The organism is Chryseobacterium sp. HMWF035, from assembly GCF_003094695.1.
Classification (GTDB): domain Bacteria; phylum Bacteroidota; class Bacteroidia; order Flavobacteriales; family Weeksellaceae; genus Chryseobacterium; species Chryseobacterium gambrini.
The window spans coordinates 1-18,475 of record NZ_QEHP01000039.1 but is presented as its reverse complement, the minus strand read 5'-3'; the positions used below and the strand labels follow the sequence as shown (position 1 = coordinate 18,475).

Annotated in this window: 16 protein-coding genes and 5 tRNA genes; 12 read left to right on the top strand and 9 right to left on the bottom strand. The window is 34.8% G+C overall.

Going from position 1 to position 18,475, the window contains the following annotated elements; all coding sequences use genetic code 11:
• The first annotated feature begins 2 nt into the window (after positions 1-2).
• The 4 genes from DD829_RS06380 to DD829_RS06365 all read left to right on the top strand — a co-directional run bounded on the left by DD829_RS06380 (position 3) and on the right by DD829_RS06365 (position 3,979).
• Entirely contained in the window at positions 3-716 is a 714-nt protein-coding gene (locus DD829_RS06380; protein ID WP_108409558.1) for a 3-ketoacyl-ACP reductase, read from the top strand.
• Positions 717-1,697: 981 nt separating this feature from the next.
• Positions 1,698-2,525, top strand: a complete 828-nt coding sequence (gene prmA / locus DD829_RS06375) for a 50S ribosomal protein L11 methyltransferase (protein WP_108409557.1) — start codon at positions 1,698-1,700, stop codon at positions 2,523-2,525.
• A 72-nt stretch (positions 2,526-2,597) separates the two neighbouring features.
• On the top strand, positions 2,598-3,440 hold the full coding sequence (locus DD829_RS06370; RefSeq protein WP_116547632.1) for an SH3 domain-containing protein: 843 nt from the start codon (positions 2,598-2,600) through the stop codon (positions 3,438-3,440).
• 62 nt (positions 3,441-3,502) lie between these two features.
• A complete protein-coding gene (locus DD829_RS06365; RefSeq protein WP_116547631.1) occupies positions 3,503-3,979 on the top strand; it encodes an SMI1/KNR4 family protein in 477 nt (158 codons plus the stop codon).
• An 84-nt stretch (positions 3,980-4,063) separates the two neighbouring features.
• Here the strand turns inward: DD829_RS06365 and DD829_RS06360 are convergent.
• Both DD829_RS06360 and DD829_RS06355 read right to left on the bottom strand, forming a co-directional pair.
• Positions 4,064-4,137 (bottom strand) — tRNA-Arg (locus DD829_RS06360).
• Between the two features lie 8 nt (positions 4,138-4,145).
• Positions 4,146-4,220, bottom strand: a tRNA-Pro gene (locus DD829_RS06355).
• Between the two features lie 168 nt (positions 4,221-4,388).
• Here DD829_RS06355 and DD829_RS06350 point away from each other — a divergent pair.
• Positions 4,389-4,754: a hypothetical protein gene (locus DD829_RS06350; RefSeq protein WP_108411754.1), complete on the top strand. Its 366-nt coding sequence runs from the start codon at positions 4,389-4,391 to the stop codon at positions 4,752-4,754.
• A 518-nt stretch (positions 4,755-5,272) separates the two neighbouring features.
• Here the strand turns inward: DD829_RS06350 and DD829_RS06340 are convergent.
• From DD829_RS06340 to DD829_RS06330, 3 genes are all read right to left on the bottom strand, one after another.
• A tRNA-Arg gene (locus DD829_RS06340) sits at positions 5,273-5,346 on the bottom strand.
• 50 nt (positions 5,347-5,396) lie between these two features.
• Positions 5,397-5,471 (bottom strand) — tRNA-Pro (locus tag DD829_RS06335).
• An 18-nt stretch (positions 5,472-5,489) separates the two neighbouring features.
• Positions 5,490-5,574: transfer RNA gene (locus DD829_RS06330), tRNA-Ser, on the bottom strand.
• A gap of 136 nt (positions 5,575-5,710) precedes the next feature.
• Here DD829_RS06330 and DD829_RS06325 point away from each other — a divergent pair.
• The 4 genes from DD829_RS06325 to DD829_RS06310 all read left to right on the top strand — a co-directional run bounded on the left by DD829_RS06325 (position 5,711) and on the right by DD829_RS06310 (position 10,436).
• Positions 5,711-6,739 carry an N-acetylmuramoyl-L-alanine amidase gene (locus DD829_RS06325; protein WP_108411752.1) on the top strand — a complete coding sequence of 343 codons (1,029 nt, stop codon included), beginning with the start codon at positions 5,711-5,713 and terminating at the stop codon, positions 6,737-6,739.
• 71 nt (positions 6,740-6,810) lie between these two features.
• Positions 6,811-8,211: an aspartate ammonia-lyase gene (gene aspA, locus DD829_RS06320; RefSeq protein ID WP_108411751.1), complete on the top strand. Its 1,401-nt coding sequence runs from the start codon at positions 6,811-6,813 to the stop codon at positions 8,209-8,211.
• A gap of 82 nt (positions 8,212-8,293) precedes the next feature.
• A complete protein-coding gene (locus tag DD829_RS06315; protein WP_108411750.1) occupies positions 8,294-9,148 on the top strand; it encodes a glycosyltransferase family 2 protein in 855 nt (284 codons plus the stop codon).
• Between the two features lie 220 nt (positions 9,149-9,368).
• A complete protein-coding gene (locus tag DD829_RS06310; protein ID WP_116547630.1) occupies positions 9,369-10,436 on the top strand; it encodes a hypothetical protein in 1,068 nt (355 codons plus the stop codon).
• Here DD829_RS06310 and DD829_RS06305 read toward each other — a convergent pair.
• Both DD829_RS06305 and DD829_RS06300 read right to left on the bottom strand, forming a co-directional pair.
• The gene (locus DD829_RS06305; protein ID WP_116547629.1) at positions 10,429-11,928 is read right to left on the bottom strand and encodes a lipopolysaccharide biosynthesis protein; all 1,500 of its coding nucleotides are present in this window, start codon (positions 11,926-11,928) and stop codon (positions 10,429-10,431) included. The two genes, DD829_RS06310 and DD829_RS06305, sit on opposite strands and share 8 nt — an antisense overlap.
• 6 nt (positions 11,929-11,934) lie before the next feature.
• Positions 11,935-12,726, bottom strand: coding sequence for an FkbM family methyltransferase (locus DD829_RS06300; RefSeq protein ID WP_076392147.1), 792 nt, complete (start codon positions 12,724-12,726; stop codon positions 11,935-11,937).
• A 287-nt stretch (positions 12,727-13,013) separates the two neighbouring features.
• Here DD829_RS06300 and hpt point away from each other — a divergent pair, with 287 nt between their 5' ends.
• The 3 genes from hpt (at position 13,014) to obgE (ending at position 15,350) form a co-directional block, all read left to right on the top strand.
• Complete coding sequence (gene hpt, locus DD829_RS06295; RefSeq protein ID WP_076392149.1) at positions 13,014-13,568, top strand: hypoxanthine phosphoribosyltransferase; 555 nt, start codon at positions 13,014-13,016, stop codon at positions 13,566-13,568.
• 136 nt (positions 13,569-13,704) lie between these two features.
• Entirely contained in the window at positions 13,705-14,286 is a 582-nt protein-coding gene (locus tag DD829_RS06290; protein WP_076392151.1) for an adenylate kinase, read from the top strand.
• 80 nt (positions 14,287-14,366) lie between these two features.
• A complete protein-coding gene (gene obgE / locus DD829_RS06285) occupies positions 14,367-15,350 on the top strand; it encodes a GTPase ObgE (RefSeq protein WP_108410495.1) in 984 nt (327 codons plus the stop codon).
• 64 nt (positions 15,351-15,414) lie between these two features.
• Here the strand turns inward: obgE and DD829_RS06280 are convergent, their stop codons facing one another.
• Together DD829_RS06280 and DD829_RS06275 are read right to left on the bottom strand one after the other, a co-directional pair.
• Positions 15,415-17,130 carry a T9SS type A sorting domain-containing protein gene (locus DD829_RS06280; RefSeq protein ID WP_116547628.1) on the bottom strand — a complete coding sequence of 572 codons (1,716 nt, stop codon included), beginning with the start codon at positions 17,128-17,130 and terminating at the stop codon, positions 15,415-15,417.
• Positions 17,131-17,152: 22 nt separating this feature from the next.
• Entirely contained in the window at positions 17,153-18,292 is a 1,140-nt protein-coding gene (locus DD829_RS06275; RefSeq protein WP_108410753.1) for a hypothetical protein, read from the bottom strand.
• Between the last annotated feature and the right edge of the window lie 183 nt (positions 18,293-18,475).

Here is an 18,475-nt window from a genome sequence, read left to right as displayed (position 1 = left end):
AAATGAATATAAACGGAAAAAATGCCATCGTTACAGGAGGCGGAAGAGGATTGGGAAAAGCAGTAGCTTTAGCTTTGGCAAATGAAGGAGTAAACGTAGCCATTACGGGAAGAAATGAAGAAAACCTTAAAATGGTAGTCGATGAAATCCAGAAACTGGGAGTAAAATCGGCTTACGCAGTTTTCAGTATTGATAACGAAATCCATGTGAAAGCAGGAATCGAATCTATTGCGGAGCAATTGGGAGGTGTTGATATTTTAATTAACAACGCGGGGATCGGAGATTTCGGTTCTATCGAAGAAATGCCTTCCGAAACCTGGGAACAGGTGATTAAAACCAATCTTTTCGGGGTATATTATGCAGCAAAAGCAGTTTATCCTTTCATGAAAGAAAAAGGAGAGGGAGATATTGTAAACGTTGCGTCTACAGCAGGTCTGAAAGGCGGACCGAATATGTCGGCTTACGCAGCCTCAAAAGCAGCGGTAGTTTCCCTGTCTCAGTCGATGATGGCAGAATGGAGAAAACAGAATATTCGTGTGATTACCTTAACACCGAGCACGATTGCTTCAGATATGTCGATTCAGGGAGGTTTAACAGACGGAAATCCTGATAAAGTTCTTCAGCCGGAAGACTTTGCAGAGTGGGTAAGAGATATTTTAAAAATGAACAGAAGAGCGTTGATCGCAAACGGTTCTATTTTCTCTACCAATCCATAATTGGTTTAAAGTCTAAAGTTTAAAGTTTTGAGTTCTGGATTTTTTCAGACTCAAGATATAAAGCAATCATAAAAGCGGACTTCGGTTCGCTTTTTTTCTGCGGGAAATCTGTCATTATGAACGGGAACGAAGTGAGAGTGAAGAATCTCTAAACAACAAATTTTTCTTCCGTCAGAAATAGAGATTCTTCCTTCGTCAGAATGACAAAGAAAACCATTAAGAACATTTAAGCAGTTAAGAAGAATTAAGAATTTGTAGGCAAACAGAAGGATAAGTTAAAAAAATGCTTTGCGTGCTTATTTAAGTGAAACGCCTTAGCGAACTTAAAAATATCCAGTAAGTTTAAAAAAAAAATCTTCGCGGACTTTGCGTTAAAAACAAAACTAATCGTGTTAAAAACGAAACCAGCAATATTCCAGAAATAAAAAATAGAGATTCTTCCTTCATCAGAATGACAAAGTAAGCGTGTCGCCTTCGCTGAGTGAAACGCCCTTGCGAACGAAGAATGTTTTCAATAATTTCAAAGAAACCTTTTGCGCCTATTGCGTTTAAAAAGAAACCGTTAAGAACATTAAGCAGTTAAGAAAGATTAAGAATTCGCAGACAAACTGAAGGATAAGCTTAAAAATAATTAGGATGTAATAAAAAAACTCTTTGTGAGCTTGGTTAAGTGAAACGCCTTAGCGAACTTAAAAATATCCAATAAGGTTTTAAAAGAAAAATCTTCGTGCTCTTTGTGTTAAAAAAACCGGCAATATTCCAGAAATAAAAGATAGAGATTCTTCCTTCGTCAGAATGACAAAGTAAACGTGTTACCTTTGCTGAGTGAAACGCCTTTGCGAACTTAAAAATATACGTGAGATATTAAAAAAATCTTTGCGGACCTTTGCGTTAAAAACAAAACTAATCGCTTTAAAAACAAAACCAGCAATATTCCAATAAATCAAAAAAGTAGTTTTATTTTTGCAACAAATTATTCACATGCAAAATTATTTAGAATTCGATTTCAAAATCACACCGCTTCAGCCGTGGAACGAAATATTAATGGCAGAACTTATTGAGATAGGTTTCGACAGTTTTACGGAAGAAATCAATGGTATTTTAGGATATATTCAGAAAGATTTATTTAATGAAGAAGAGCTGAAAACGTTGCCGCTTTTTCAGAATGATGAGGTAAAAATTGAATACACTTTTAAGGAAATGCCGAACATCAACTGGAATGAAGAATGGGAAAAGAATTTCGAACCGATTAATATTGATGATAAAGTGCTGATCAGAGCAGAATTCCATGAATCTGTTCCGGGAATGCACGAAATTGTTATTCAGCCGAAAATGTCTTTCGGAACAGGGCATCATCCGACAACGCACCTGATGATTCAGCAGATGATGGATATTGATTTTAACGGTAAAAAAGTTCTGGATATGGGTTGTGGAACTTCGGTTCTGGCAATTTATGCAAAACAGATCGGATCCGGAGAAACCAAAGCGATTGATATTGATGAATGGTCGGTGGAAAACTCCAAAGAAAATGCAGTAAGAAATAATGTGGAACTGGATATCGAGCTGGGAACTGCAGAAAATTTAGGCAAAGAACATTACGATATTATTTTGGCAAACATCAACAGAAATATTTTAATTTCAGATATTCCGACGTATGTTTCTGTACTAAATGAAGGTGGAAAATTACTGCTTTCCGGATTGTGTTTCTTCGATGTGGATGATATTCTTGAAGTGTGTAAAGAAAACGGTTTAACGCTTACAAAAAAACTTCAGAGAGAAGAATGGGTAAGCTTGCTGCTTGAAAAATAAATAATCACATTTTTCACTTAGCCTCAATTTTAATCTCAACCTCAACCTTAACCTCAGTTTTAGCCAAATCTTATGAAAACCTTTTTCACCATTCTGTTTGTATTCGTTGTTCAGATTTTCTCTGCGCAGGAAGACGATTACGTGTACGCAAACGGAGTTTTCGATTTTGAAGAAAATAAAACACAGAAAATATTCACGGACTGGACGAGGATAAGACAGTCTCCGAATTTTAATTCTCCGGTTTTAGATTCTTTGCAGAGCAATCAGCAGATTTTAATTCTCAAAAAAGACGAAACGATCCTTAAATTAGGCGAAAGAAGAGCGAACTGGTTTAAAATTTCTTATCAGAAAGGCGATACAACTTCAGAAGGCTACGTTTGGGGCGGAAATCTTTGTGTAGGATACAGAAATAAGAATGGCTACGATTTTCTTTTCGGTTTCACCAAAACATTAGCGAAGAAAACTCCTGATTTTAACGGAACCATTCAGCAGAATTATGCTTCTGTAAAAGTTATGGAAGGAAATACACTGATTGATGAGGTTTCTTTTGAAACAGGTTCGGGAGAAAGTTTAAGCTACGGAAGTTTTGCAACGGAAAGCAATCATAAGCTGAAAAATGTTGAACTGACTTTAAAAGCCACTGTTTCAGGTGAGGCTTGTGGAATTCCAAGTTATGATCAATATATTTTGTTTAGAAATAAAAAGCTGATAGCTTTACCTCAGTTAATGAACGTTGGTGATGCCGATGTTTATTACCATTCTGAAGAATTTGTCTTCCCGAATGACAAAGGCGGAATTCCCAATGCTTTCATCTTTAAAATGGAAGAAATGGAAAAGGATGACAGAGATCGCGAAAAGAAGAAAAAGGCTACTAAAACGTACGTTTGGGACGGAAGTTCTTATCGCTTGAAGTAAAAATTTTTAATTATAAATCTTGAAATCACTGTATATTTACGGTGGTTTTTAATTTTTATAAAATGGAGAAAAGCAGAAACGGTAATTTGGAATTATTAAAAAAGAATTTCGAAGAAAATTGTGTTGAAATATTTCCTTCCAATATTGATGAAATTGAAGCTTTTCAAAAGAAATATGATGTTGAAATTTCAGAAGATTTGTACGATTATTATTTAGAAATAAACGGAAGCGGAAACGATACATTAAATAATCTGTACGAATTTTACAGCATCAGTAATACTAAAAAAATAAATGAAGAATTGATCAATTTTAGAGGAATTCCGGATTACAGCCAATTGAATTTTGACGGGATGGAAAATGTTTTCATTTTCGGAGGATATCAATTTAACTTATATGCTTTTGGAATTGAATTACATCAAGATATTTCATCCGAAAATAGAATTTATATTTTTAGTGGTAAAGATTTTAGAATCATGGTTAAAAGTTTTACAGAATTTGTAGATTTATACTTAAATAAGCCGGATGAAATTTATGTATAAGCTAAATAAGGGATTATTTTGGCACTGATTCGCAATAGGTATAATAAACAAAAAACTCACAACAAAAATTGTGAGTTTTTTAAGTGAGCGCGAAAGGATTCGAACCTTTGACCGTCTGCTTAGAAGGCAGATGCTCTATCCAGCTGAGCTACGCACCCTAAAATTGTCGGGGCGGCAGGATTCGAACCTGCGACCTCCTGGTCCCAAACCAGGCGCGATGACCGGACTACGCTACGCCCCGATTGAGGTCATCTTTTTAACAAGAATTACCTTGTTTTTTGTGGTTGCAAATGTATAACCTTTTTTTGAATTATGAAAGTAAAATTGAAATAATTTTCTATTAATTTTTTCAATGTCCTTTTTTATTATCTTTACCTTATTAGTAACCATTATTTTAGATGAAATTTAAATGAAAAAGAAACTTTTGCTTTTATTCCTTATTTTCCTTGTTATTTCATTTATTTCTAATTTTTATATTGAACAAAAGCTGTACGAAACTTTTTCAAAAATAAAAACAGAAAACCTCATGAATTTAGAGCATCATTCCAATAAAAATTTCTATCAATACGGAATTGAAAATATAGGTGAAAATTTACGGCAGGAATTGGTAGAAATGAAAATTGATGAATGCAGACTGAATGTCGGAAAAGATTTATTTTACATATTTCAGGATAAAGTTGTTTATATCGGAAATGGTAAAAAAAGCTTAATGATAAAGGTTGGTTATCATTTTTATGGGGCTGTGTTTTATATCAAAGGATTTCAGAACATCTAAATTCATAATTCTGCGGAGCAAAAAATAATGTGAGAGTTGAAAGCTAAATTAAAACAAATGACCATTACTAAGTTACATATAATTGATTGGTATGACGATATTGTCACATCAGTAGTTTCGTTTGAAAAGGACGTGTATCTATTTCATTGTATTCACAAAAACTTTAAAACTCATGAGAAGACATACTATTGCGTGAAGATCGATGAAATATCATTCTTACGGATTGAATCAATTCTGGTAAACCTTAAGAGTTTTAAGAGAAAAGAGTGGAATGTTATTAATGACATTTTTAGAAGTAATAATAAAAAAGAGAATGTTTTTTTAGTAAAATCAACATCTTTATCAATGAGTGAAAATATTGTTTTTCATGAATTAGAAGCTTCGGATTTGTTAAGGGAAATTAAATTTCCATTTGATGTTTCTGTTCTGTATGAAGTTTGAGTGATGTAGATTGATAGGTAAAAAATATAAAGTTAATATAAACAAAAAACCTCATAACAAAAGCTATGAGGTTTTTGTGAGCGCGAAAGGATTCGAACCTTTGACCGTCTGCTTAGAAGGCAGATGCTCTATCCAGCTGAGCTACGCACCCATTATAAAGTTGATTCCCGCTTAGTTAGTAGATAAGCGCGTTAAAAAAAGTCGGGGCGGCAGGATTCGAACCTGCGACCTCCTGGTCCCAAACCAGGCGCGATGACCGGACTACGCTACGCCCCGAAAAGATATATAGAAAAGCGGAGGGTAAGGGATTCGAACCCTTGCGACACTTTCGCGTCGACAGTTTAGCAAACTGCTCCGTTAACCACTCCGGCAACCCTCCTGTTTATCTTATTTTTTAATGATCGTTGTTCCTTTATTGCGAGTGCAAATATAGAACAGATTTCTTTATTTACCAAATATTTTTCAAGAAAAATTTGTGTATTTTTGAGGTAATAAACAACAAAAAAAGTAAACAAATGCGTAATACATTATATATCATCGGATTAAGTTCTTTGATTTTTTCCTGCACTTCTCAGCAAAATGCAAAAAAAAAACAATACATCCCGAGAACCCCTTCAGTACAGCCGAAAACAGCAGGGCAGACTTCAGCTAATGATAAGGCAAAACCAAAAATCACTTCCGATCATGGAGTAGAATTTTTTACAACCAATATTGCAGATATTACTAAAAATGACAACACCGCAAGTTATGGTTCTATTGTTTCTGCAAAACCCGCAGGTTATAAAGTGGTGAAAACTTACTTTCCGGCAATTGCACAGAATTTCAGACAGCGATATTTAATCTTACATTATACAGCTTTACCGGACGATAAATCCATTACCGTATTATCTCAGCAGGCGGTAAGTGCACATTATCTTGTAAATAATACAGGAGATAACGAAATTTATCAGTTGGTAGATGAAAATAAGCGTTCGTATCACGCCGGAGTAAGCGCTTGGAGAGCCGATAAAAACCTTAATGATACATCTATTGGAATTGAGATTGTAAATTCAGGATTCACCACAGATGCTACAGGAAAAAGAACTTTCATGCCTTTTGATGAGGCTCAGGTGAAAAAAGTAGCCGCTTTGGTGAAAGATATTGTGGCGAGATATAATATTCCGGCAACCAATATTCTGGCACATTCAGATATTGCCCCTACAAGAAAACAGGATCCGGGACCTTTATTTCCATGGAAAAAATTATACGACGAATACCAGATCGGAATGTGGTATGATGATGCCGTGAAGCAAAGTTTCTATGATCTGGCAACATCTACGGATTTCCAGTCAAAATACAACGATCCGACGTTTATTTTTAATGTTCAGACGCAGTTGCAGAAATTCGGGTATGCCTTGGATCTGAGCGGGAAATGGGATGATGCTACGAAAAAAACAATAGAAGCATTCCAGTATCACTTCAGACCGCAGAATTACGACGGAATAATGGACGCGGAAACCTTCTCCATATTGCAGGCTTTAAACGTAAAATATCCTACAAAATAAATAAGGAAAGCGCATCGGTTTCGGTGCGTTTTTGCTATCTTTAAAGTCTCAAAATAATTAAAAAATCTGTAATGGAAAATTTCAGGAAAGAAAGCGATTTGCTGGGAGAATTAGAAGTTCCGGTGAATGCTTATTATGGAGTACAGACGCAAAGAGCGATTAATAATTTTAAAATTTCAGGACAGCTTTTATCTTCATATCCGGAGTTCATCAAAGGGTTGGCTTTCGTAAAAAAAGCGGCAGCCAAAACCAATTATGAGCTGGGTCTGCTGGATGAAAATTTATATCATACCATTGCTGAAGTTTGTGATGAATTAATAAACGGAGAATTGCACGACCAGTTTCCGGTGGATATGATTCAGGGTGGGGCAGGAACTTCCATCAACATGAACGCCAATGAAGTAATTGCCAACCGTGTTCTGGAAAAACTCGGGAAAAATAAAGGACAGTATGAATTCTGTTCACCCAATGACCACATCAATCTTTCCCAGTCTACTAACGATGCTTATCCTACGGCAATTAAAATGGGACTGCTTCAGATGAACATCTCTCTTGTAGAAAAACTGGAAAAAATCGTTGAAGCTTTCAGATCGAAAGGGAAAGAATTTCAGGATGTCATCAAAATGGGAAGAACGCAGCTTCAAGATGCGGTTCCAATGACTTTGGGACAGGAATTTGAAGCCTTTGCAGCTACTTTGGAAGAAGATATTTCTAAATTAAATAATAACGCCAATCTTTTTGTAGAAGTTAATATGGGTGCCACTGCGATCGGGACAGGAATTAATGCTCCGGTTGGATATGCAACACTCTGTGCGAAAAATTTAGCACAGTTAACAGGTTTTCCTGTAGTTTCGGCACCGGATCTGGTAGAAGCAACGCCGGATACAGGTTCTTATGTGATCTATTCATCCGCAATGAAACGTCTTGCTGTGAAATTATCAAAAATCTGCAACGATTTAAGATTACTTGCTTCAGGGCCGAGAGCCGGATTATCGGAAATTAATCTTCCTCCGATGCAGCCTGGATCTTCCATTATGCCGGGAAAAGTAAATCCTGTGATTCCGGAAGTGGTTAATCAGGTTTGTTTTAAAGTGTTCGGAAATGATCTTACGGTAACTTTTGCAGCAGAAGCGGGACAACTACAGCTCAATGTAATGGAACCTGTACTTTCTCACGCGATCATGGAAAATATTCACTTTTTAGGCAATGCTCTGGATACACTCCGCGAAAAATGTATCGTCGGAATTACGGCAAATAAAGAAGTCTGCCTGAATATGGTGAAACACAGCATCGGAATCGTAACCGCCTTAAATCCTTACATCGGCTACAAACAATCCACAGCGATTGCCAAAGAAGCTTTGGAAACAGGAAAAAGTGTGTACAATTTAGTATTGGAAAAAGGACTTCTTTCTCAGGAAAAACTGGACGAAATTCTTGATCCTAAAAATATGCTGAAACCCCACAACAAATAATAGTAACGATAAGCGATAAATGATTAAAATCTAACCCCATTTTATCAGTTATCGCTTATTATTCATCATTTATTTTTTTCTTTTGAGATTTTTAATCATCATTCCTGCGCATAACGAAGAAAACAATCTTCCTTTTACATTAGATTCTTTACAACGGCAGAGTTTTAAGGATTTTAAAGTCGTGGTCGTTAATGACGGTTCTACAGACGGAACTTCGGAAGTCATCAGAAAATATACAGATCATGATTCAAGATTTGAAACGATTGATCTTCAGAAATCTGCGCACCAACCCGGTTCAAAAGTAGTCAATGCTTTTAAAAATGGCTTGAATACTCAGAATATAGAGGATTTTGAGATCATCTGTAAATTTGATGCGGATGTAATTTTACCTGAAAATTATCTTGAAACGGTAGAAAATGCATTCAGAAATAATCCGAAATACGGATTGGTCGGCGGTTTACTGTACGTTGAAAAAGACGGAGAATGGATCTATGAAGGAAATTCCAACAAACATCATGTTCGTGGTCCGATGAAAGCGTACCGAAAAGAAAGTTTTATCGGGATGAAAGGCATTCGTGAAACATTGGGATGGGACAATATCGATGCCATTTTGCTGGAAAATCTGGGCTGGAAAGAAATTGTTCTTCCGGAACTTCATGTGAAATTAATTAAAGTAAAAGGAGCAGATTATACCATAAAACCCGCAGATTACTACGGAAGATATTTTTATTTTTTAGGACTGAACCGGTTTTTAGCCTACATCGCTTCCTCAAAAGAAGCCATGAAAAGCAAATCGGCTGCGTTTTTCTTTTCAATCATTAAATCGTATGAAAACTGCCGTTCTCAGAAATTGGAACTGAAAATTTCAAAAGAGGAACAGAGAGTCATCAACAATCAGCGCTGGAATATGCTGAAGAAAAAATGGCTGAAAATATAGTTGCAAAATTTTAGATTTGTCATTTAGAACAAAGCAAAATGTAGTGAAGAATCTAAAAAGCAGATTTCTCCTATCGTCGAAATGACAGTTTAAACTGCATTCCTTTGCTGAGTGAATAGTTTATGCTGAGCTTGTCGAAGTATCTTTGCGAACGAAAATAAATGTAAAGTGAAACAAAAAACTTTTTGATCTTTGCGTAAAAATTTCTAAAAATAAACCTTTGAAAAAAATAGCCTACATAGAAATTGATACCCACGCGGAAATTGCTCAGGATTTTATCAATGTAATGAGCGGTTCCGGAGAATTTACCGTAGATTATTATTTTTCAAAAAAAATAAAAGATCAGATCATTGAATCCGGAGAGAATATTTTTCTGTCGGACAGTTCAATGATTTTAGACCAGTTGAAATTAAAAAAATATGATGTAATTATCATCGGAACGGTTCACCGTTATTTCAACACCTTTCTTGCGATTGTAAAAAAATACAATGCTTCCGTGATCGTTCACAATATGAACTTTATAAAATCTTCAAAGTTAAGCCTCATCAAAAGTATTTTCAAAGAAGATCAGATATACAGACTGAAATTGTTGTGGAAAGAAGGTTTGTTAAATGCATCAAAAGTCTATCAGACAGCAAAAAAACGATTGGTTTTGGATGAAGAGCTGAGTTCTGAAAGGTATACATTCTTGCCTCTTTTTTACACTAAAAATTTTAAAAAACCGGAAAATAAAGTGTTAACTATTGTAATTCCGGGTGGAGTTTCCCAGCAAAGAAGAGATTATAAAAGAGTTTTTTCAGTCATAAACAATCTTGAAAAGTTAAATAAACATTTAGATCCTGAAAATAAATTCATTGAATTTGTCTTTTTAGGAAGAGCAAAAAATCAAGAATTAAAAGATATTATAGATCTGGAACGTTCATTGAAATATATCAATATTACCTATTTTTCAGAGAGAGTTTCTCAAGCTGATTTCGAAGACTGGATGCAGAAAGCGGACGTTTTGTGGTGTCCTATTCAGCAGAAAACTACGTTTTTCGGTCATGAAGAAGTGTACGGCAAAACAAAAATGACGGGGAATCTGGGAGATGCCATCAAATTTGGAAAACAAGCTGTTTTTCCTTCAAATTATGCTTCAAAATTAGATTTTATTGTTCCTGAGCAAAAAGATATTCTGGAGCAGTTTAAATCACTCAAAAACAGTCAGTTCGACTTTCAAAAAGAATTCAATAAAAAATCTGTTCAGCAAAAATTCGAAAAACTTTTAAACGAGTTGATTTCTATTTAAATTTAAAAATACTTTTGATGAAATTTTTGTTCAGATAGTCTTCAACAGGAAAAATCTTGGTAAAATAATTTCCGATAAAAATCAGGATCAGCACAACGGCGGGTTTGTAAATCATGTTGATGAAATTACTTTCGAAATTCGGCAAAACAATCGCAACCGTCACCGCTAAAGTACAGATAATGGATACAAAAATCATTTCAATCGTTAAAGGAGAAACTTTAAACATCACATAGTTGAAAATAATCTTGATGACATTGTAGGTGGTAAGAGAAATTGCTGTAGACAGGGCAATTCCGCTTAATTTAAGATCTGTGTTTTGTAAAAAGTAAAGATTTAACAGTATGGTGAGTCCTGCTAATAAAAGCATTACAACAATATTAAATTTATAATATTTTGAAAGGGAAATAATGTTTCCGTTGAAGCCTGTTGCTAAATCGACCAGAACCGCAGATCCCCAAATCCACACAACCGGTTGATATTCCCTTAAAAGAATCCCGTTTTTAGGCATAAAATAAGTAAGATAAGGAAACCCGATGATGATGCATGAAAACAGAACCGCTCCCAGAAAATACAAAGTAAGGGATGTTTTCTTATGAAATTTATCCAGACCTTCCATATCTCCGTCTGCAAGGTTTTTACTGATGATAGGTGCTGAAATATTAAATAAACCTAATTGGGGTATCGATATTAGTGAAATTAAAGCATACAGTGTAGAGTAAATTCCGTTTTCTTCCATCCCCAGAAATTCCCCAATCATAAAATTGTTGATGGCTAAATAATTTCCAAAAGTTCCCAAAAACCCGAAAAAGCTATAAGCGGCGAACTCTTTGTAAAAATTATCTTTTTTGAAATAATCTGTACTAAAATCCAGATTTATTTTTTCCAGTTTATTGGTGTAAAAAATATATCCAAAAAACATCAGGGCAAACATTCCGAAAAAGAAAATCAATGCGATTTTTTCAGGAATAGTTGAAGGCTCTGCGTACCGTGATGCTAAATATATAAAAATAAGAAAAGCACCCAGATTGGCAATTTTTGGAAAAAGATTGTCAAAAATATTAGAAACGACTATTCTTTTGTAATTCGAAATATATTTATTAAAAATTGCACAAAAAGAAAGAGTTAAAGTAAGTGGCAGAATGATGTTTTTAATTTTCCATGCTTTGGTATTCTTAAATTCCGGAAAAAAATAGGGAATCAGAAAGAAGATACACAGAAATATAGCAAAATTAATGACCACAGCAAGCAGAGATAGCGAAAGCATGTTTTGCTTTTTTCCGTCTTTATCTACTTTATGGAAAAATTTTACATTAGCGTAAGAAATCCCGAACACAACGAAAGGAACGAACATTTCTGCGGTTGGCATGATATATCTTAAAGTTCCGTAGAACTCAAGATTATTCATGAAAATAAATATTGAAACGGTTCCCAGTAAAAAACCAATATACCCAATGATGGAATATTTAAAGCCCTGCCTTGCTACTACACTCATCTTTTATTAGTTTTTCGGAATAAAAATAATGTTGTTGATGTATTCTGTTTTATTTTTTTCGTCGCTGATGTTTTTTAAAAGAATTTCTTCCGTTAATTTTTTAAGCTCAAAAGTGTGCCTGTTCAGATAGTTTGCATCATAACCCCAGGATTCAACTTCTGAGATCTCTTCCCAGATCGGAGTCTGGTGATGTCTCTGCTCCATTTCTACCATTAAAGTCGGTGAAAACTGTTTAATAATCTGCTTCGCACCGTGAAGTGTTTTCATTTCATTGCCTTCCACATCAATTTTAATAAAATCGAGCCTGCTGAAATGTTCAATTGCCGCCCATTCGTCGAGTTTTATTACTTTTACTCTTTCGGTGTAGCTCTGTTCTTCGCCTTTTTCCTTGTAGTCTGTATTCAGGGTTCCTCTTGAAGCAACCATTTTTCCGTTGATGATCGGAACTTTAAATTCAGCCGTTGTATTTTCGTCAGACAGTGCCAAAGGAAAAATCCGCATTGCCGGAAATAACCTTTTCAGACGGTGATACAGTTTTTTATTGGGCTCAAAAGCATAGATGTTCTCATGATCCAGCTTATTTTCAAGCTGATAAAGGAAGGTTCCTACATTGGCTCCGATATCAAAGATTACTGCATTCTTAGGTAAGAATTCTTTAATCCAAACCAATTCCGGTTCTACATTTCGCGACGAAAAATTATCTTTGGTAAGATTGTTTAAGGTTTTAAAATATCTTTTTTTATAAAAATTCGGGCTTATATATTGCAGCTTCTCAGCAATTCTTTGGTACAGAGACATTGTAAGGTTTTTGGACTAATCAGCAAATATAAGAAAAAAGGTTAAAACAATGTTAAAATAATACGATTGTAAATATTTGATTTTTAACATTTTGGGTAATTTTAAAATTTAGTTTTAATTTTAAGTGAATCCTTTTGTCTTTCGGCAGGATGATTTTAAATGTTTCTAAGGCATTCTGTAATAACGCATTGAAAATATAAAGCTCAATGATTTTAAAAACTCTTCATCTTTATCCATTAAAAACTTTCGTCAAAAATCCGTAACTTTGCCAACTACTAAAATTTTTTATGGAGAGTATTAAAGTTCACGACAAAACTTTTGTTCCTTATCTGGAGGATGCCGAGATTCAGGAGATTGTAAAAGCTACGGCTTTAAAGATTTATGAAGATTATAAAGATGAAGTTCCTGTTTTTATAGGTGTTTTGAATGGGGTGATTATGTTCTTCTCAGACCTTTTGAAGCATTATCCGGGACCATGCGAAATTGCTTTCATCCAGATGAGTTCTTACGTGGGAACAGAATCTACAGGAATTGTTTACCAGAAAATGGAACTGACGAAGGATGTAAAAGACCGTCACATCATTCTGGTAGAAGATATTGTAGATACCGGAAATACCGTAGAAAGTCTTTTCAAGTATTTTAACGAGACGCAGCGTCCGAAATCTGTAAAAATAGCTTCATTCTTACTGAAACCTGAAGTATATAAGAAGGATTTTAAGCTGGATTATATCGGGAAAGAAATTCCAAACAAATTTGTTTTAGGGTACGGTCTGGATTATGATGAATTAGGAAGAAACTTACCCAATTTGTACCAGTTAGAAGACGGACAAATCAATCATTAAACGCTGTTGGCTATTAGCTGATAGCTTTTAGCTTAAAAGTAAAATAAAGAAATAAATTTAATAATAACTTAAAAACAGCTAAAAGCAGGAAGCAGGCCAAAAAAGCATTGCCGATTGCCGGAAGCAAAACAACATTATGATAAACATCGTTTTGTTCGGTCCTCCAGGAAGTGGAAAAGGAACACAAGCACAAAACCTGATCGAGAAATTCAATTTAAAACAAATCTCAACAGGTGATCTTTTCAGATTCAACATGAAAAATGATACCGAGCTTGGAAAATTGGCAAAATCTTATATTGATAAGGGAGAATTGGTTCCGGATCAGGTAACAACAGATATGCTGATCGATGAGATCAGAAAACCTACCGATGCTGCAGGATTTATTTTCGACGGTTATCCGAGAACGGCTGTTCAGACGGAAGCATTGGAAAAAATAGTGAAAGAAGAACTGAATGATGAAATTGATGTATGCCTTTCTTTGGTGGTTGAAGATTCAATTTTGGTAGACCGATTGCTGAAAAGAGGAGAAATCAGTGGAAGATCAGACGACAGTAATGTAGAGATCATCCAAAACAGAATAAAAGAGTACTACGCAAAAACAGCAGAAGTAGCCGAGCTGTACAAGCAGCAGGGCAAATATGTTGAGATCAATGGTGTCGGAGACATCAATGAAATCTCTGAAAAACTTTTCGCTGAAGTAGAGAAGTTTCAAAAGTGAAAATTTTTGATTCAAGGTTCAAAGTTCCAAATTCAAGGTTAAAACTTTGAACCTTCAACATAAAACCTTGAATTAAAATTATGTCAAATTTTGTAGATTACGTAAAGATTCATTGTAAAAGCGGTCATGGAGGAGCAGGTTCTGCGCATCTCCGCCGTGAAAAATATATTCCTAAGGGCGGTCCGGATGGAGGAGACGGTGGTAGAGGAGGCCACGTCATCATGAAGGGAAATGCCAACGAATGGACTTTACTTCCTTTGCGTTACACGCGTCACGTAAAAGCGGAGCGTGGTGAAAACGGAGGAAAGAATCAGTTAACAGGAGCTTACGGAGCCGATGTTTATATTGAAGTTCCTATCGGAACGATTGCTAAAAATGAAGATGGCGAGATCATCGGTGAAATTCTGGAAGACGGTCAGGAAATTATTCTGATGGAAGGAGGAATGGGAGGAAAGGGAAATGAGCACTTCAAATCTTCTACCAACCAGACTCCGAGATTTGCGCAGCCAGGAATGGACGGACAGGAAGGATACGTTGTTTTCGAGCTTAAAATTCTTGCGGATGTAGGTCTTGTAGGATTTCCGAACGCAGGAAAGTCTACGTTGTTATCCTCTGTTTCTGCGGCTAAACCTAAAATTGCAGATTATGCTTTTACCACTTTAACCCCTAATCTTGGAATTGTGGATTACAGAAATTATAAATCTTTTGTAATGGCAGATATTCCGGGGATTATTGAAGGAGCGGCTGAAGGAAAAGGTTTGGGACACCGTTTTTTAAGACATATTGAAAGGAATTCCATCCTGTTGTTTTTAATTCCGGCAGATTCTGAAGATCATTTTCAGGAGTTTAAAATTCTGGAAAATGAATTAAAGGAATACAATCCTGAATTGCTGGATAAAGATTTTATTATCTCTATTTCAAAATCCGATCTTCTGGATGAAGAGCTGAGGAAAGAAATTTCCACAGAATTTCCCGAAAACAGACAGCCTTTATTTTTCTCAGGTGTTACCGGAGAAGGTCTTATGGAGCTGAAAGATGTGATCTGGAAGAAATTACATGGATAGGGTTTAACCGATACTAAAATATAAAAGGAGAAACGCTTTGTTTCTCCTTTTTTAGTGTTCGTAATTATTTTTTTATAAACTTTTTCGTTGTTTTCCCTTCTTTAGTTTCGATCGTAATAAGATACGATCCGGAAGGAATATGTTTAATATCAATTGTATTTCCATTCAATACGGTATTAATTTTCTTCCCCGAAATATCATAAACATTTACATTTTCAACTTTCAAAGTGGATTGAATCGTTAAAAAATCAGAAGCGGGATTCGGATATAAATTAATATCAATTCCATGTACATCAGGTAGTTTCTTCCTTAAATCCATAAATAATTTCATATTTTGCTTTTTGCCTTCAATTTCTCCTTCACAAGGTTCTCCGCATCCTTCAATTTTGGCCAAATATTTAGCACCGTTTTTAATGTAAGTATTGGGTAGCAATGTAATACTTTCTCCTGCTTTCATTGTAATATTTTTTCCTGCATCTATAACATAGGCTGTATTTGTAATAATAGTATTACTCGCATTATAGGTATGGATATTATTTGTTTCCTGTGAATCTCTTATAATATTGGGTACACAATTATTACTTGTATTGTTGGTATTAAGAGTGGGAACTAATTGAGGAAACAAATTAGGATTTGTACTGGAATAGCCGGGAGCTATATTTAGATTGTACAAATCTAAACTGGCTCCGCCAAAAACATCAGGATTATTAATTTTACCAATGTAGGTATTTTGAATATAGGCATATTTGAAATAAATATCACCGTATTTATTTCTTTGAATTCCTTGAAAATCTACACTTCCGGTAATGGTGTTTGCTATGCTATTGTATATAATATTGTTATTTGTAGACGCCAACATATTAACAGCATATATATCAGTCGAGAGGTGTGTTCCTACATATAAAATAGAACCATCTTTGTTGAATTCCGTCAAGATGGGAGTAAGACTGGCAATTGTTAGTTCATATGCATTTGTTATTTGTCCTGTACTGTCATCAAAAGAGTATACTCTTCCTTCATTATAAGAGTTTACAAAATCTTCAGAGCTAAAGCTCAGATAATGTGAAAAACTTTTACACAATGATCTTAATTTTGGAGAAGCCTTGATATAGGCATAATGCTGAAAAGGAGAAGGATAAACATTTTCAATATTTAGACTACTGGTTACCGGATTATTTACAAAGCCTGTATTTTTTAAGGGATAACTATATAATTTTGTCATTGTAGGAATTAATACCCAAAAAGAAGCATTATCTATTTGTGGAACAATAGTAACTCCTTTTGCTGTTGTAAAATCATTTCCAAATTCATCTAAAATAGGAATATTTGTAAGGCTTTGTACAACATCACCAAGAGAAAAACCATCAAGTCCAAGATTTCCTAAAGACATATCTACAACCGAATATCTCGCTACAAAGGTGTTTGATGATGAGACCACCCCACCACTGAAAATATAGTATAGATTAGGATTGGAAGGATGTTTCACAATTGCTATTTGCATAGGAGTTTCCTGCATTATGTTACCTCCATTTGGCATTATAGTATGCTCTCTGGTCCATACGGAAATTCCGTTAGTGTAAAATAGTAATTTCCCATTACTGTCACTTACAGAAGCGGAGGCTCCATTTGTAGTCATTTGGCTGTTGGTAAGTACTATTGGTGACGGAGAGGAAAAATTAATTGCGGCATAATTCCCAAAATACCAGTTATCATTTTCTCCCTGTGAAAACATCAGTATCGGGAATAAAGCCATTATAATTGTTATATAAAACTTTTTCATGTTCTTAATTTTATATAATTAATTATTTTACTTTTTTCTCAAGTGCTTCAATTCTTTTCTGTTGCTCTATTGTATAAAGCGTAAGTTCTTCAATCTTTTTCAGAAGTAGAATATTCATTTCCTTAAGTTCAATACCATTTTTAATAGCTTCCTCAGTTGTAGGAACTTCTGGAAGATGTCCGTTTTCTTTGATAAATTTTTCAACACTATTTAATGGCATTAATTTATAACCTTTCTCAAAAACATAATCTGCCCATCCGTTGTTTGCGGCGATATCTACTTTTACTTTTTCTGTTCTAATCCCATCTTTTACAAAAAGTTTGTATTTCTCGCCATCGGCAGCAATTCCGTCTGCGGGTAATTGATTGGTAAACTGTCCTATTCCGATTGTTCCGTTATTTCCTACAATCCAATTGCCTATATTAAGTTCACTTTCTGGAGTAGCAGAATATGGGATGATATTTGTTCCTATGAAAATATTGTTATTACCTGATAAAATACTTTTTGCATTAGAATATCCTAAATTAATATTATTTGATCCTGTTGTTAACGCTCTAAAAGAATTTGCTCCTAATATCACGTTTAAACTTCCGTTTCCAATATATCTCATAGCACTATTTCCTAAAGCGATATTATCATCTCCTACAAGTGATCCTGATCCCATTGCTCCCAGTCCTATTCCGATGTTTCCTGTACCTCCCTGCATGTTTTCCAAAGCATTAGTTCCTATTGCAACACTAAATGTAGCAGAAGGAGTATTTCGCATGGTGCCACTACCTACCGCAGTATTTGAACTACCACTTGTTAATGACGCCAAAGCATTACTTCCCAATGCTACATTACCTGAGGATGTGGCATTTTGCGTTAATGTTCCCATACCAAACGCTGTGTTTAAAATACCTGTAGTATTGCTCATACCACCGCCAAAAAGCAAGTTTTTATCCCAGATTTGAGCTGTATATCCTATATTATGAAATAAAAACTGACCAGTTGGTGTAATTCTCACTTTTTCATCATTATTTATCTTAATAACAAGGGGTTGATTATCTAAAGTTCCTATAAAATTTGTTCCTGGAGTTGTTCCTGTGTTACCTGTAAGATTCCATTGAGCGTTTGCTGTAATACCTAATACAACAGAAAGTAGAATGATTGTTTTTTTCATGATTATTAAATTAGCCACAAATGTAACTATGAATAAAATAAAATTCATCGTTAAATGACTTTTTTTATAATGCTTTTTATTTCATATATTTATAATTAAAATTCATATACATGATTATATTTGAAAAATTACGTAAGTAAATAATAATTATATGGTGAAAAAAAATCTAGTATTATATAGAGC

Coding starts and splice junctions, on each gene's coding strand:
- DD829_RS06380 (WP_108409558.1), top strand. CDS start 3: ATGAATATAAACGGAAAAAATGCCATCGTTACAGGAGGCGGAAGAGGA.
- prmA (WP_108409557.1), top strand. CDS start 1,698: ATGCAAAATTATTTAGAATTCGATTTCAAAATCACACCGCTTCAGCCG.
- DD829_RS06370 (WP_116547632.1), top strand. CDS start 2,598: ATGAAAACCTTTTTCACCATTCTGTTTGTATTCGTTGTTCAGATTTTC.
- DD829_RS06365 (WP_116547631.1), top strand. CDS start 3,503: ATGGAGAAAAGCAGAAACGGTAATTTGGAATTATTAAAAAAGAATTTC.
- DD829_RS06350 (WP_108411754.1), top strand. CDS start 4,389: ATGAAAAAGAAACTTTTGCTTTTATTCCTTATTTTCCTTGTTATTTCA.
- DD829_RS06325 (WP_108411752.1), top strand. CDS start 5,711: ATGCGTAATACATTATATATCATCGGATTAAGTTCTTTGATTTTTTCC.
- aspA (WP_108411751.1), top strand. CDS start 6,811: ATGGAAAATTTCAGGAAAGAAAGCGATTTGCTGGGAGAATTAGAAGTT.
- DD829_RS06305 (WP_116547629.1), bottom strand. CDS start 11,928: ATGAGTGTAGTAGCAAGGCAGGGCTTTAAATATTCCATCATTGGGTAT.
- DD829_RS06300 (WP_076392147.1), bottom strand. CDS start 12,726: ATGTCTCTGTACCAAAGAATTGCTGAGAAGCTGCAATATATAAGCCCG.
- hpt (WP_076392149.1), top strand. CDS start 13,014: ATGGAGAGTATTAAAGTTCACGACAAAACTTTTGTTCCTTATCTGGAG.
- DD829_RS06290 (WP_076392151.1), top strand. CDS start 13,705: ATGATAAACATCGTTTTGTTCGGTCCTCCAGGAAGTGGAAAAGGAACA.
- obgE (WP_108410495.1), top strand. CDS start 14,367: ATGTCAAATTTTGTAGATTACGTAAAGATTCATTGTAAAAGCGGTCAT.
- DD829_RS06280 (WP_116547628.1), bottom strand. CDS start 17,130: ATGAAAAAGTTTTATATAACAATTATAATGGCTTTATTCCCGATACTG.
- DD829_RS06275 (WP_108410753.1), bottom strand. CDS start 18,292: ATGAAAAAAACAATCATTCTACTTTCTGTTGTATTAGGTATTACAGCA.